Source organism: Microcoleus sp. C2D2 (assembly GCF_036702495.1).
Taxonomy (GTDB): Bacteria; Cyanobacteriota; Cyanobacteriia; order Cyanobacteriales; family Microcoleaceae; genus Microcoleus.
In genome coordinates this window covers 1-14,013 of record NZ_JAUBTO010000181.1, presented here as the reverse complement: position 1 = coordinate 14,013, position 14,013 = coordinate 1, and the positions used below count along the sequence as shown (strand labels likewise).

Annotated in this window: 14 protein-coding genes; 1 reads left to right on the top strand and 13 read right to left on the bottom strand. The window is 45.7% G+C overall.

The annotated features are described in order from the left end of the window. Nucleotides 1-120: 120 nt before the first annotated feature. The 7 genes from QUB61_RS33855 to add all read right to left on the bottom strand — a co-directional run bounded on the left by QUB61_RS33855 (nucleotide 121) and on the right by add (nucleotide 8,042). Entirely contained in the window at nucleotides 121-1,599 is a 1,479-nt protein-coding gene (locus QUB61_RS33855) for an FAD-dependent oxidoreductase (RefSeq protein ID WP_333134936.1), read from the bottom strand. Between the two features lie 8 nt (nucleotides 1,600-1,607). Further along, on the bottom strand, nucleotides 1,608-1,769 hold the full coding sequence (locus QUB61_RS33850) for a hypothetical protein (protein WP_333134934.1): 162 nt from the start codon (nucleotides 1,767-1,769) through the stop codon (nucleotides 1,608-1,610). A 62-nt stretch (nucleotides 1,770-1,831) separates the two neighbouring features. Beyond that, nucleotides 1,832-2,974, bottom strand: a complete 1,143-nt coding sequence (locus QUB61_RS33845) for a DUF917 domain-containing protein (RefSeq protein WP_333134932.1) — start codon at nucleotides 2,972-2,974, stop codon at nucleotides 1,832-1,834. A 292-nt stretch (nucleotides 2,975-3,266) separates the two neighbouring features. Further along, nucleotides 3,267-4,055, bottom strand: coding sequence for an alpha/beta hydrolase (locus tag QUB61_RS33840; RefSeq protein ID WP_333134930.1), 789 nt, complete (start codon nucleotides 4,053-4,055; stop codon nucleotides 3,267-3,269). Nucleotides 4,056-4,146: 91 nt separating this feature from the next. Next, nucleotides 4,147-5,262 carry a carboxylate-amine ligase gene (locus QUB61_RS33835; RefSeq protein WP_333134928.1) on the bottom strand — a complete coding sequence of 372 codons (1,116 nt, stop codon included), beginning with the start codon at nucleotides 5,260-5,262 and terminating at the stop codon, nucleotides 4,147-4,149. 55 nt (nucleotides 5,263-5,317) lie between these two features. Beyond that, a complete protein-coding gene (locus tag QUB61_RS33830; protein WP_333134926.1) occupies nucleotides 5,318-6,973 on the bottom strand; it encodes an alpha-keto acid decarboxylase family protein in 1,656 nt (551 codons plus the stop codon). A 31-nt stretch (nucleotides 6,974-7,004) separates the two neighbouring features. Beyond that, the gene (gene add / locus QUB61_RS33825) at nucleotides 7,005-8,042 is read right to left on the bottom strand and encodes an adenosine deaminase (protein ID WP_333134924.1); all 1,038 of its coding nucleotides are present in this window, start codon (nucleotides 8,040-8,042) and stop codon (nucleotides 7,005-7,007) included. Between the two features lie 531 nt (nucleotides 8,043-8,573). Between add and QUB61_RS33820 the strand changes: the two genes are divergently transcribed. Then, nucleotides 8,574-8,960, top strand: a complete 387-nt coding sequence (locus QUB61_RS33820) for a cysteine peptidase family C39 domain-containing protein (RefSeq protein ID WP_333134922.1) — start codon at nucleotides 8,574-8,576, stop codon at nucleotides 8,958-8,960. 158 nt (nucleotides 8,961-9,118) lie between these two features. Here QUB61_RS33820 and QUB61_RS33815 read toward each other — a convergent pair whose 3' ends face one another. From QUB61_RS33815 to QUB61_RS33790, 6 genes are all read right to left on the bottom strand, one after another. Beyond that, complete coding sequence (locus QUB61_RS33815; RefSeq protein ID WP_333134920.1) at nucleotides 9,119-9,445, bottom strand: hypothetical protein; 327 nt, start codon at nucleotides 9,443-9,445, stop codon at nucleotides 9,119-9,121. Then, nucleotides 9,445-9,804 carry a hypothetical protein gene (locus tag QUB61_RS33810; RefSeq protein WP_333134919.1) on the bottom strand — a complete coding sequence of 120 codons (360 nt, stop codon included), beginning with the start codon at nucleotides 9,802-9,804 and terminating at the stop codon, nucleotides 9,445-9,447. The genes QUB61_RS33815 and QUB61_RS33810 overlap by 1 nt, the downstream gene beginning before the upstream one ends. 1 nt (nucleotide 9,805) lies before the next feature. Further along, nucleotides 9,806-11,020, bottom strand: a complete 1,215-nt coding sequence (locus QUB61_RS33805) for a divalent metal cation transporter (protein WP_333134917.1) — start codon at nucleotides 11,018-11,020, stop codon at nucleotides 9,806-9,808. Next, nucleotides 11,017-11,787, bottom strand: coding sequence for an alpha/beta hydrolase (locus QUB61_RS33800; RefSeq protein WP_333134915.1), 771 nt, complete (start codon nucleotides 11,785-11,787; stop codon nucleotides 11,017-11,019). The genes QUB61_RS33805 and QUB61_RS33800 overlap by 4 nt, the downstream gene beginning before the upstream one ends. Nucleotides 11,788-11,982: 195 nt before the next feature. Continuing rightward, the gene (locus QUB61_RS33795; protein ID WP_333134914.1) at nucleotides 11,983-13,116 is read right to left on the bottom strand and encodes an FAD-dependent oxidoreductase; all 1,134 of its coding nucleotides are present in this window, start codon (nucleotides 13,114-13,116) and stop codon (nucleotides 11,983-11,985) included. 276 nt (nucleotides 13,117-13,392) lie between these two features. Next, nucleotides 13,393-13,983, bottom strand: coding sequence for a hypothetical protein (locus QUB61_RS33790; protein WP_333134912.1), 591 nt, complete (start codon nucleotides 13,981-13,983; stop codon nucleotides 13,393-13,395). Between the last annotated feature and the right edge of the window lie 30 nt (nucleotides 13,984-14,013).

The window sequence follows — 14,013 nt, the reverse complement described above, 5'->3', positions numbered from 1 at the left end:
CCCATCCCACAAGAAAAAATAACTCTTGTGGGATGGGCCGAAGAGCCCGTCCTATTTATTTTTGCAAGAGGTCTAATAAAGGTGAGCGCTATGAGCTCTGTGTAAAAATTTTCCCCAATTTTATGGCGATAGCAACCAATCCGGCGGATGCAACTGGAAATGCTTTTGCAGCATCAACTCCACATTCTGCAACGCTCCGTCAACCCACCCCTGGTTATCGCAATAAGCTTCGCCACAAATGTATACTGGCATCTCAGCTACGGGTTGGATTATCTTGGGAATAATTTCCCAGCTTTGAGCGTGAATCTTCCACAGATTGTATGCACCCCCAAACGGGTCGGCACCCCAGTCCATATATGCGGCATCGTAAGGGTCTGTGATATATTTTAAGGCGTGAATTTCTTTGAGTTGTCGCTGTAGTTCGTTGACAATTGCAGCAGAAGGCAGGTATTTTTGCCACTGGCTGTAGTCGAAATCTAAAGTGCGATCGGCTACTGTCTGATTTCGCTGAAAGTTTTCTGGTTGTTCGATAGTCTGTTGTCTTCGCATTCCGATCCAGTAATTCCTCGATCGACCGTCGTCATAGCTAGCCATTATCAGAGAGTTGCGGTTGCTTTTATCCGCACCGGATTTGTCTCCCTCTGTACCGATGTAGTAGCATTGTCGCACGGGCAAATCGGTATTCGACTTGCCGGAATGCACGTTAGCAGCTTGCCACCAGGGGTTTTCGTAACACAAAAAGATTTTGAGCAGGGGTTGAGGGGAAACGCTCTCGATCATTTGGCGTACTTCCAGATTATTCGGGTCGAGAATGGAATTTGTCTGGTCGAGAAGTTCTAGAGAACGTCGCGGCATTGCTAAGATTAACCGCCGACAACGCAGGATGGAACCATTCAAGAAACGCAACTCTATCCCAGCGGTGCGCTCGGCTAGGGTGCAGGTGTTGAACGATCGCAATTCGCAATTCAAATGCACTTCGCCGCCTGCTTTGACAAATTCATCTTTGAGCTTGAGCGCTACAGACTCAAACCCATCGACTAACCCGATATATTGAGCGTCTGGCCCGAAGTAAGCGAGATACCAAGGGATAGCGTCGGCGGCATTCCAGTTACTCAAAATTGTGTCTAAACCACTTGCATAACGGATAAATTCGTAGGCTTCGTTGCTCATCACTCGGTTGAGGACGTTACTAAACCCTTGTTTATAAAGCTTTACACCGTCGAAACAGGCAGTTTGTTTGACTTCGTGCCACGCCGATGCAGGTATAGCACAAGCGCCTGGTAGAATTTGCTCGATCGCATTCGCGACAAGCTCGCTTGCAGATTTCCTTTTCTCGTGCCACTGCATATTGTAGGGGACTTTTTCTGGATTGGATAAATCTTGTTCGCGCAGATGGTAGCCGCGTAAATAAAGGATGTTTTCTGGGTAGCTGCCTGGAAAATCGTAGGTTTTTAGATGCAGTTTATTCTCGACTAGCGATCGCAACAATATCTGATTTGAGGTATAGTGCATCGCCCCAAGTTCTGCACGCATATTCGGCATTCCTGGTGGTACGAGCGACAATAAACGCCCGCCAATGCGTGAGCTTCGCTCGAACACGCCAATCTTCAGTTTGCCGTCAGGACGTTATTAGCCCATTCTCTCAGGGTTTCGGAAGTAGTAGCATCATAGTGCATTAGCCGCCAAGCACTATAAATTCCAGAAACACCGCCACCAACAATAGCAACATCCAATATTTCTTTAGTTGTGTCTGTGTCGTTAGTTTCCATAATTCGTTTCTATCACCTCAGTTCTCACATTTATATCTTCAGCAACAAAACCAACGCGATTATCAAATCAAACTATTTGCACTTTCTTTTGACACGCTCTTTGTCATTAACCGTATATCCTGCAAATATGGAATTTGCAGATAAGAACCTGCGTATCCGAGGTTTTGCAATGCCTTCTTAAAACTTTCTAGGATGCTCTCAGTTTGCAGTTCTGGGCGAGCTACGATGCCGATGAGAGTAGCTTTGCGATGCACGATTTTATCATCAATATCTGCATTAGAAAACGGTTTTCCCTCCAAAGTTAGGTAACACAGCGAGTCGGGAGCGATAAAAATTGGAGTGGAGATTTGCGTATCCCAAGCAATCAGATTTTCATTCTGATAGTAGACCCATACTTCTCGGTGGCTCTCATCGTCTCGCAAGATAACTTTGCCGCAATCAAACCCGACTTGTGTTTCTTGCTCTGGCGGTTGAACTATGCCAGTAAAGAGACGACGTGCTGTCAATCCACGATTTTCAAGTAACTTAAGCACATCATCTATAGGTTCAATCGAGGTGCCCAGAATATGCCCTACATCTTCACACAGTTGCAAAGTTCCTCGAATCGCCACCGCTTGTTGGAGAGTCAGCTTGTCCATCGCGCACATTGCTAGCCCAGCTTCTTGGTCAAATACCTCCAATATTGGTCTGCAACATGATTCTGCTTCGGAAGCATCCCCTACAAAAACAGAAACCGCTTGTCCTTTACTGTTGGCGAGAACGGTTGGGTTAGCAGACAGCTTCAATGCTGCAAACGTAGTCATTGTGATAGCAGGAATAGCTCGACCAGCACCATCGCCATCAATAACAGGAATTCCTTTCTCAATAGCCACCATAATTGGAGCAATTGTGTTGAGTGCCCCAATCTCGATCGGCATAACACAGCCAATTTGCCCACTATATTCTTTATTTAACCCATCAAAAGCTGCGATCGCCGATTGTGAGTTTTGAATTTTAAGCATCTTTTCTGGCGCTCCCATAAAAGCTACAATCGCCGTCCGTTTATCGTCTTCTACTTCCTCTACTGTCTTGACTCTAACTGTCACGTCATCAGGCAAGTTTTCTACAAGTCGCAATGCTGCCTTCAACGGACCACCGCCACCGCTTCCCAAAAATGCAGCACCGTAGCAGATGTCCAAAAGTTGTTGTTTGTTCAGAGTTCTCATTACGCTATCCTCTTGCTGAATTTAGATATTTAGGTAATTGCATTTTTGCTCTTCGTTCAAGCATCTTGTAAATTCTTAATTTCATGTTAATTAAGTAAGTATGTTTATTTTGACAATTCCTATTGGTTTAACACCTATTTCTAAACAATTACTTAACTATAGCGATCCTAAATCATTTGTGAATTTCTTACTCCCTCCCCTTACTAAGGGGAGGGCTGGGGTGGGGTAAAAAAATTACGACTCCTGCAAGGATTGCTATATTGTTGTATAAACTATTAACACAGCAAATTAGTCATGGCTGAAATTGAATCAAAAAACTCAGCATTTCATCAATTAACGTCTTTGGTTTATCTATAAAAAGCCAGTGACCTGCATCTTCAATTGCTCGCCACTCAATACCTGATGCAGTCAACATAGAACGGGAAAGTTCTGCCGTACCACGAGGATTACCCAGCAGATATATTACAGGAATTTTCAGGGAACCAAGTCTTTTAGCTAACTTAGCGCCTCTAGAGAGTTCTACTAATTCAGAGCTATTTAAGTGATATGTCTGAGGCTGACAAAAGCAGAGCGACGGATAATAACTACGCAGTGCAGCGTCTTCTAATCCACTAGAGTATACACCGTTGCGGATGGTGTCGAACCCATAGGTTTGGAAATCCTCTAATGAATAGGACGCAGCCTGACTGCTAAAGGTACAGTCTTCGATAGAAATATTGCCTTCAACGTTAATGAAACCCTGCACAAGTTCCGGGTATTTCTCAGACAATATCAAACCAATCACTCCTCCCATCGAATGACCCAATATTATTACCTGACTGATGCTTTTGAATTGCAGCCAGCTTGCTAAACTATCAGCGTGCTGTTCGAGAGACTTTGGTGCCACGGGCCAAAGACTTTTCCCATAACCTTCAAGGTCTAATACGATGTGAGACCATTGGCAAAGCTGCTCCTGAAGAATCAGCGATTCAAAGCAGAGACCCGATTCACCCAAACCATGAATGTATAAGATAGTTCCTACAGAATTTGAGCGGTTTATATATCTGTAGAACAGACTATGTTCAAAGTTGGTATAAAACATGGAATTGTTCTGATGGATAGTAACTCAAGCTACAGGGCAGCGCCAGTTTTTGTCAGATATATTTTTTTCTCATTGAGTTTTTCCCGCGAACTTAATCAATACCTTTGAGCGTCTCGGCGACGATGTAATCAACGACATCCTCCAAGCGTCCGGTACGCTTGTAAACTTCCCGCTGCCGCGTTGCGCCGTTTCCTCGCTGCACCGTCTCCCGCACGAGCGATGAAACCTCGTCCCAGTCTCCATACTCTTCTAACGATGGGCGCACGAAGGCTAGAAACTTCTCAATGAGTTCGCGTGCTGGAACGGCACGCATTACCTCAACGTCTATTAGTTCTGTATCTAATCCATAGCGTGCAGCACGCCAGTGCGCGGCGCGTATAAGTTCGTGGCGCGTGGCTGAGAATGGTTTGTCTGCTTGAGCTTGTTCGTAACAAGTCCGCGCCAAAGAGCGCACCAGTCCCGCAACCATTACCGCTTCATCTACTGTCATGCACACATCTGCGAGGCGAAATTCTACTGTTGGGAAACGCTCTGACAGACGCACATCCCAGTAAACCTTCGTTGCCTCCTCTACACTTCCAGTGGCAATCAGAGCTTCTACAACTGCTTGGTATTCAGCTTGTGAGGAGAAAATTAATGGCGGGCCCGATATCGGCCACCTGCCCCAAATTTCTGTACGATAACTCGCATAGCCTGTATCCGTACCCAACCAAAAGGGTGAGGAAGCAGCCAACGCAAGTATTGGTGCCAGCCACACACGGGCACGGTTCATGACGCGGATAGCTGTTTCGCGGTCGCTGATGCCAACGTGTACGTGACAGCCAAAGATGACTAGCTCGCGGGTGAGTTGTTGATAATCTCGCATCAGTCCTTGATAACGTTCTTTGGGCGCGAGTTCCTGTTCTTTCCACTCGGAAAATGGGTGTGTCCCGGCGGCGGCAATTTGATTGCCGTCAATAGAAGCTGCGGCAATAATTTCCCGCCGCAAGCGCACAAGTTCTGCGCGTACTTCAGAAAGAGATCGACACACAGGGGTAGCGATTTCTATCTGCGATTGCTGAACTTCAGGTTGTACCACTTCCCCCAACGCTTTCTGTGCTAACGGTAGAATTTGCTGCACCCGCGATCGCAGTTCGCGAGTTTTGGGATCGATAATTTGATATTCCTCTTCAACACCGATGGTAAAGTCTTCTGTTGGGAGTGACATTTTCATTCTTTTTAGTTAGGTTTTAGATACTGTGTAGCGACAAGCCAGTTCCCGATTATTGCTGCAACAGCTTCAAGAGATTTTCTGGATTGTCCATTTTGTCCATCACCACTTCAATAAAGGCAAGGGAGTCTCTATTTTGTTCGGCTTGTTGCAGCGCCGAATCTAACTCTGACTCGGTGCTTACTTTAATGCCCCAACCATTGTCCCCAAAAACTTCATGGAGTTTGTGATAATTCCATCTTTGGATGTCGTTGTATGGCATTTTTTCACCGTGGATATCGCGCTCTATGGTATATCCATCGTTGTTAATCAGAAAAATAATTGGCTTGAGGTCATAGCGTAATAGGGTTGAAAGTTCTTGTGCAGTCATTTGAAACGAACCGTCACCAATGAATAGGATAGAGCGTCGTTGGGGAGCCGCGATCGCACAACCTAGAACTGCACCCAGCGAGTAGCCTATAGAAGCCCAGAGCAGTTGTCCGACGAAAGTGGTTCCCTTTGGGAAAGGAACTAGCAAGGCTCCAAAAAAAGCAACTCCTATGTCGGCAACAACGATATCATCTTCTTTGAAAAAATGAGCCAGTCTTTGCCAAAAACGCTCTTGCTTAATAGGCGCAGAAGAGTTAGGTTGGAAGCTCGCTGTAAAGCCAGCATTCAAATTTTCTTGAACGGGTTTTATGTCCAGCGAAATGGCATCGCGATGCTGCAACCGTTTGCTTAAAGCTGGCAGGAAATCATGCATCGCTACATTATTGTACCAGGCACGCTTAATCTTTAAATACTGCCCGTGCACTTCAATCGTTCGACCAGGATCGAGTTGGGCGGAAAACTTTCCTGTGTTGAAATCTGTAAAATAAGTACCAATACTCAACACACAATCTGCATCTTCAATCCGTCTTCGGACGTAATCTTCACTGACAGCACCGTTATAGATACCGATATATTGGGGGTGCGTTTCTTCAAGGAGCGCTTTCCCCATGCTCAAAGTTGCATAAGGATATCCAGTAGCAGCTAAAAGACCTCGCAATTCCTTATGCAGGCGATAGCGAGCGACACCTATGTCAGCGAGAATAACTGGTTTTTGGGCCTTCTCCAGCAACCTCACACTGATATCAACGGCCTCATCTAATGTAGCCCGATCGCTCTCGAATACAGGAGGCATAAATTCACCGGGTGGTGCAGCTACTTCAGTGGAAGCAACATCCATCGGTAGATTGATGTAAACAGGTTGCTTTTTAAGAAGGCAAGCATTAAGAACTCTGTCAATTTCTGCTATTGCATTCTCTGGTGTCAAAGAAGCTTGCGCTACCGTTACCTTCTCAAACATCCGGGCAAACACAGTAAAGTCGCCAGTGCCAAGGGTATGGTGCAGAGGTGCTAACATCTTTTGCTTTTTAATAGCAGGAGATCCGGTAATCGCTACAACCGGAACGTACTCGGCGCAAGCGCCAGCAATTCCATTAATCGCACTGAGTTCGCCAACACCAAAGGTGGTGACTAATGCTGCAATGCCATTAATTCGAGCATAGCCATCCGCGGCGTAGGCGGCGTTGAGTTCGTTGCAATTTCCAATCCATTCAAGGTTCTCTTGAACGACAATGCGATCGAGAAATTCCATATTGTAGTCACCAGGCACACCAAAGATATGCTTGACGCCAATCTGCACCAGACGAAGCAGCAAATAGTCGCCTACAGTAATATTTGTCATTGTTTTACTCTCCACATAGATGGCATGGGAATTACACCTCAAAAGCTCGCAGTTGGGTTACTTTGGCTGTAAACCGCTCTAAATAATCGGCTTTAACCGCACTGTCCGTGAAAGCCGCCATAAAGCTGTTCCTTGCCAGCTTCTCGATGTCGTCGGCTGTTAAGTTAAACGTATCGGCTACCTGCAAATAGTTATCGACAACGTCCGCATGAAACATGGCCGGATCGTCTGAGTTGACAGTGACGAAGACCCCAGCATCCATCAGGCGCTCGATCGGGTGAGCTGCCATATTGGGGAAGATTTTCAACTGAACGTTACTAACCGGGCAAACCGTCAGCGGAATCTGGATTTCCACCAAGCGCTGTAGCAGTTTATCGTCTTCAATCGATCGCACGCCGTGGTCGATCCGCTCAACACCCATAGAGAGTGCATCCCAGACACTCTCTGGGCCAGCATCTTCACCTGCATGGGCAACAAGCCTAAAGCCTAATTCTTTGGCGCGCGAGAATGCTACCTTGTGACTGCTGGCAGGGTTGCCAGCTTCCTTACTGTCCATCCCAACGCCAATGATTCCGGCATATTCGCGGCTCTTGTGGGCTAGTTCCACCATCGGTCGGCTGGCTTCTGGATCCGTTGTCCGGTCTATGTCGGCAATAAACCACATTTCAACGCCATATTGTTCTTTGCTCTCGGTGCGACCGGCAGCAATGCCCTCAATTACCGTTTCCCAAGGAATCCCGCGCTGTCGGTGAGCGTCATAGCTGAAGAACACCTCGCGGTAGCTAATATTCTGCCGCGCTGCGTCGGCACCAAATTCAACAGTAATGGTCTTAAAGTCCTCTGCCGTTTGCAACGTTGAAGAAGTGAGCGATAAGATATCAATAAAGTGGTTAAGGTTTTCAAACTCGAAAAACTTCTTAGCACCTTCTTCGTTTTCAAAAGGTAGCTCAATAGAGTGGCGTGCAGCTAGCTTTAATAGGGTAGCTGGTTGAATTGAACCTTCTAAATGACAGTGCAATTCGGCTTTAGGGATGCGCTGGATAAATGCTTTAAGCTCTGGCCTGAGCATAGATACCTCTATTAAGCGAGAATTTAGGGTTTTCTCGAAAATAAGTTATTCCGGTAGCCTAACTGGATTTACAGGCTACCGAAGCCGGAGCTAAAACCCCTTAAAACTTGGGTATTCAGTAACCTCAAATGAACTACGCATTTATTGAATTAATTATGTCTACACAGTATAAAAGATAGCTCCAAAGGATACATCCGCAAAAAGAAAGAGTTGAGTCAAGAAAAAATACTGATCTAACTGGGGATGTAACAACTAAATAAGAATGTTTGCCCTTACTAAAGGGACACCGAGTCACCATTAATTTAAAGTTTTATCCCTGAGATGGGAACTTCAAGTTAAAAAAGATACCGGGAAAAGTCAGCAATTTTTTTCTTTGCTATTAATATGAGTTTTTAAGATGTGCTTATATCTTGGGACAGGTTTTACTAAACTAAAATATGCCTTTAAGCTTAATTCCGAGTATTCTGAGACACCCTAAAATCAGTCGCGTCCGTACCCCGACGCTGGTGCAAATGGAAGCAACTGAATGCGGTGCTGCTTCTGGAGGGAATTATTCTAAGCTATTACTCGCGCATCGTCCCCTTGGCAGAATTACGGCGCGAGTGTGGGGTTTCGCGAGATGGTAGCAATGCGTTGAATATCATCAAAGCAGCTAAGAACTATGGTTTAAATGCCAAAGGGTTTAAAAAGTTGCCCGAAAGCTTGAAAACCCTGACTCCTTCTTTTATTGTCTTGTGGAATTTCAACCACTTTTTGGTCGTTGAGGGGTTTACACAAAAGTGCGTTTATCTAAATGACCCCGCTACGGGAAGGCGGACGGTTTCCCTAGAAGAATTTGACCGCGCTTACACCGGGGTTGTCCTGGTGATGGAACTAAACAGCCCATCGAAGCCAAAGGAAGCCAAGTTTGCGGTTTAACTACCCGCATTAACTTGTCTAATTATTCCGGTGAGGAAAGGCGCTCTAGTGTTTCTTCACGAAAGACTTTGTTGCCTTGCTGCATACATTCCATCAGATTTGGTTATAGTTCCCGCTTGCGCGATCGCGGATTTAAAATCAAAGTCAATGTTTAAATTTTACACTTTGTTAGAAAATGTCTTCAATTCGTGCAGATTACAAAGCAGGCGCGGCTTTTTTGGGTCGGTCAAATCTAGTTGGTCCCAAGGCACTCTGTACCCGGTGTGAAGTTTACGCGCTCCCATCAGGTGCAAAATCGATAGTCCAATTGTCCAAGCTGATAAGCGTTCTAATATGGCAGCAGAGCCGATCAGATATTCCCGAACGATCCATTGATTCCCTTGTTGTTCGACTAGCACCTCTTCAATGCGTCCGACTGGTTTACCTTTTGGATCTATCACACTTTTACTTAGTAACAGTTCGAGATTAATTTCACTATGAGCCATTACTTTCCCCCAGGAATTCGTTCGACGATATGCTCTCGCAGCCATTTTTCATAAGCTAACGCTGGCGTTGCTTCTGCATCGAGGTCAACTTCTACGTTGATGCCAATATTCCGCACTTTTGAAAAGGGAATCCGAAACGACTCACTGTGTTTAGCACCCCATTTACTTAAAAATGCTGCTACCCAACGTTGCAACCGTGGATGTAGCCTTCGGGCAAGGGTTGGCATTCCTACTTCGATGTAAGCTAGCCGTGGCGGTTGCCCTTCGCGCAATTCCATCACAATCCCATCGACTTTGCCCATTTTGCAATCATTGCGATCGACCAACTGGTTATCCAAAATATCTCGGATTACGTTCATTTCAGCCTCCTATAAATTCCAGGGGAATGGCAACGATCGCCAAAACAAACGAGAGCGCGATCGCAAAGATGATTACGCTATTACTAATCCAGCCATTGCGATACTTGCCAACGTAGCGCCGATCGTTCATCAGGATTAGCAAAGGTACGAGAGTGGGCGGCAATATTAATGTTGTAATCGCCATTGTAAACAGGGTCAGTTTTAAGGGGTCGATGCCAACAACCATCAGCAATGATGCCAGAAAGGCGAACACCGTGTAGATGAAACTAAAGCGTGCCGCTTCCTTCGGTTTGACATTTTCGCCCCAATTCCACCCCAAAGCTTGAGCCAGAATATAGGCGCTGGTGAGGTTTGCCCCTATCCCTGCCCCAAAGCAGCAGATGCCCAGTGACGCAGCGAACAGCAGGAAACCCCAGTAACCGAAGGGTTGGGTTAGCATCAGCGCTGCTTGCGAGTAGTTATCAACGTCGATACCCCTAGGGTGAAGCACTAGGGCCGCTACAATCATCACACCCAGCGAGACAATGCTACCGAAGCCCATGCCTAAACTAGCAATAGCGCGATTAACACCGATATACTCTTCATCCCATTGGTTTTCTACTGCTGTGGATGAGTAGAAATAAAAGATTTGGGGGGTGAGCAATGAGCCCAGGATGCCAACTGCAATATATAAATAATGTGCGGTGTCAGAGCGTGGCAGAGTCGGCAACAGACCAGAACCGAGTTGCGTGAGCGATGGATGAAGCTTGAAGGTAGCAAAGACAAAGACCAACGCAATCAGCCCCAGGAGGGAAATGCCATTAGAAATGATGCTCAAGTTCCCGAACCAGAGTACCGACCAGATTGCCAGAGCAACAGGCAGAGCAAACCACTGGAAGCTTATGCCCGTTACTAGCTGTAGTGCGATACTAACGCCACCGATTTGAGTCGCCATATACAGGAAATGAATCGCGACTAGAGCTAATAGTGGAATTACATAAAAGTTGAACCCAAAACGTTCGCGCACTCCATCGACTAAGGTATGTTTGCTTACGGCAGCCAGCCGCCCTGACATTTCTACTAGAAATATCACGCAAATCGCGCCCAGGAGGATAGCCCAGAGCAGTTGGAAGCCGAACACAGCACCAGCTTCTGCCGCTGTAGCGATCGATCCTGCGCCCAGAAAGCCACCGATACTCGTGACGATGCCCAGGGTAATTTCCAGAATTTTTTTCATCGCTGCCCACCTGCTGTGTTGGCAAGTATGATGATTATTTGCTTCTGAGTTGATAGCTGTTGCACCTGGTTGGCGATCGCAATTCGGTCTTCCTGTTCCACCGCTATTGACATCTGACCGACTGTGGATTCGAGACTCTGTAAATGTTCTAGTATCGTGCGACGTTGCGTGGGGTCATACGATAACTGTGCGATCGTTTCTGTTTCTTTGTGGAGTTTTTGAAGCGCACTAAAGAGTGTTTGTTTAGCGAAGGTTGTCGGAACATTGCCCTGCATCCAAGCTTCACCCGTCATCTCGGCTGTTGCTGCCCATGAGGTGACAGTTTGTAACTCTTTTGTGAGTTTATCTGCTTCCGATTTACCACTACAGGCGGTCAATACAGTCAGCAATAATAAAGAGCCAGCTATCTTGTTCAACTTTAATCGAGTAGGATTGCCCATGTGAATTTTTGATTTAGATGGAAAGTCTGGGTACGCAATTGTAGTAACGATCGATCGTCCATCTGGCGGATGGCTGCGCTTTGAGATACTCAGGGAAGAACTCGGCTTTTGAGAACTCGGTTTGCATTCGATTAACTGTCTGAGCAGTTCCTTACCTTGTTGCCATTCACCAAACCCATCAGCAGTTGTTAAATGACCCGCTACACCCATGTTCGCTAACTGACTACCCCAGCTGGAAGCAAATAACTGAGCGCGTTCAAGACTGACATATCGATCGTTACTACTGGCGGCGACAATGCTTGTGAAGCCCAGTGGGCAAAGTGGCATGGGTTGATAACCTACCCACAAATGTTCAAAGTCGGGACCTGATACAATCCGAGAAACAAGTGAGGTTAGAGAGACTGGTGCGAGTATTTCCTTACCCAATTACTACCGAAAGTCTTGCCAAGCAAATTACAAAGATTTCTCGTCTTTATCTGTGTATCTCGCGCAATTACTCTCAGAATGTCGTTGGTTGCTCCTCTAAACTACTAGAGGATTTTTGTTGCTTTGTAATATTGCGTTGGCTATCTCTAAAACCTCAAAAGCGCACCCCCATGACAAAGTTACACCCGCGCCCCCATGTCCGTAGTTATGGATGATGGCAGTTTCTGGTTCTCGCTCCAAACGGACATTCAGCCTTCGGAAAGGACGCAAACCCACACGAATAGGCTCGTTAAAATCAATTTCAGCATCTTTGAGCGCTGGCATAAACTCAACACATCGTTTTAGCATATCCTTAACTGGCTCGTAACTTTCTAAGTCAATATTTAAATCCCATTTATGGGGTTCTACCAAACCTCCAAGCAGGAGTATGTCATGCCCTTTTGGTACTATGTAAATAAAGTCCTGTTCGTCGGAAAATTCATCGTGGGATAGCCAATGAGCCTTAGTGATTCGAGGTATCGTTTTGCCATCGTTGCGAACGCGAATCCATGCTCCTCTAAGAGGATACATATCTGACGGCGCAAGTTCTATAGCTCCTAAACCGGAGCAGTTTACAATCAGATCGACCCCAAATTCTTTTTTCAGCTTTTCTTCTTCTTCTTTCAAATTGCCAGAGATTTTTTTTGTTAATACCTGACAATCAGCTTGCTTTATTTGTTTAAGCAAATACCCCATATAAACATCCATATCAATCATGGGTGCAAAATGCGAGTATGCGTCTTTTAAACCGATCTCAGTATTGATTTTATTTTCGGTTATTAGAGCGGTAGTATGCACAAAGTCATCAACTTTATCTCGCAATTCATCCATTCTCTCTTGGTCGTGAGGATTATCCTTGACTAGATGCTTAAAATATACCACTACAGGCCGCAAAAAAACACCTGTTTCTGGAGAATCAGCAAGATTGGCAAAATAATCGTAGGAAGTCATGCACCATTTTTTTGCCTTAGATAAGGAGTTTTGGTCTTCAGAATCTTCACCAAGCGCTGGAGGAGGCCATTGCCACAAAGCGGCGGCGACAACCGAAGTGATTTCAGGAGCAAACTTTTGGGCTACTACTGTCACCTGAAATCCATTTCTTTGCAAACAAAGTGCTGTTGTAAGACCGCTTACACCCGCACCTATAACAAGTGCTTTCCCTTGAGATTTTTGCTGGTTGTTTTTTGTCATTTTTCTTCATTATGGCAATAGCGTCATGTAAGTAGCGATCGCTCTTCGTGTATTTTTTTCGGTATTACAGATTAGATATCTTGCAAAAAAACTCAAATTTTTTCTAGTACGCAGATGTGAAGCGCTAAGCGACGGGGCGCGTAGCGTAGCCTAACCTAACGGCAGGCTAACCAGATGGAGGCAGACGATCTATGAAATTGATAGACTTTTGCCAAGATATTTGTTAAAGAAGTTAAGAGCGATCGCTAGTGTGAAAACTCAATTTTGTTGCTGGATTCAGCGAAAATTTTGCTCGATAATCTCGGTTGCGTTACTGCGAAGAGTTTCGATAATTTCGTCGAAAAACGATCGCCCGTCGGGTAAGTCACCCACATACGGATCCATCACTATCGAACGCAAAACTTTTATGGAATCAGGCGTTTTCGATAGTCCGAGGCGTTTGGCATAGTTCTCTATGAATGCCGGCCCGTAATCGTCTTTTTGGAAGATAGTGCTGGTAAGGAAAAAGCGATACTTGTGGATGTCTTCGGCTTTACCGTCTTGGTAGTAGTGGACGTGGAAGCGATCGTACACCAAATCCGTCAACTTTAAGAACAGTTCCGGATCGTCGTTGATGCTACCATCCTGGCGTTTGAAATTGAAAGCATAGCAGAGGATATTTTGATCGCAACCAATTTCACGGAACATCGCCATTGCTTCAGGATATGCCAAAATTTCATCCTGTGTTTTACCGTACAGCCAGGAGCGCAAAGTAGCGAGATAGCTTTCCTTGTCCCCATTACTACCTTCCCGTTCAATGGAAAGACGCGGCAACGGCACCTTGAAATACTCACCGGCCTGAAGGCGCGGTGATTCTTGACGCTTCATCGGGTTCTGCTACCGAAATAGTCTGACAAT

Bases quoted from the DNA above. Each gene is read 5' to 3' on its own strand.
- QUB61_RS33805 (WP_333134917.1), bottom strand. From the start codon at position 11,020: ATGAAAAAAATTCTGGAAATTACCCTGGGCATCGTCACGAGTATCGGT.
- add (WP_333134924.1), bottom strand. From the start codon at position 8,042: ATGCTCAGGCCAGAGCTTAAAGCATTTATCCAGCGCATCCCTAAAGCC.
- QUB61_RS33835 (WP_333134928.1), bottom strand. From the start codon at position 5,262: ATGTCACTCCCAACAGAAGACTTTACCATCGGTGTTGAAGAGGAATAT.
- QUB61_RS33790 (WP_333134912.1), bottom strand. From the start codon at position 13,983: ATGAAGCGTCAAGAATCACCGCGCCTTCAGGCCGGTGAGTATTTCAAG.
- QUB61_RS33845 (WP_333134932.1), bottom strand. From the start codon at position 2,974: ATGAGAACTCTGAACAAACAACAACTTTTGGACATCTGCTACGGTGCT.
- QUB61_RS33850 (WP_333134934.1), bottom strand. From the start codon at position 1,769: ATGGAAACTAACGACACAGACACAACTAAAGAAATATTGGATGTTGCT.
- QUB61_RS33815 (WP_333134920.1), bottom strand. From the start codon at position 9,445: ATGGCTCATAGTGAAATTAATCTCGAACTGTTACTAAGTAAAAGTGTG.
- QUB61_RS33810 (WP_333134919.1), bottom strand. From the start codon at position 9,804: ATGAACGTAATCCGAGATATTTTGGATAACCAGTTGGTCGATCGCAAT.
- QUB61_RS33830 (WP_333134926.1), bottom strand. From the start codon at position 6,973: ATGACAAATATTACTGTAGGCGACTATTTGCTGCTTCGTCTGGTGCAG.
- QUB61_RS33840 (WP_333134930.1), bottom strand. From the start codon at position 4,055: ATGTTTTATACCAACTTTGAACATAGTCTGTTCTACAGATATATAAAC.
- QUB61_RS33800 (WP_333134915.1), bottom strand. From the start codon at position 11,787: ATGCCACTTTGCCCACTGGGCTTCACAAGCATTGTCGCCGCCAGTAGT.
- QUB61_RS33795 (WP_333134914.1), bottom strand. From the start codon at position 13,116: ATGACAAAAAACAACCAGCAAAAATCTCAAGGGAAAGCACTTGTTATA.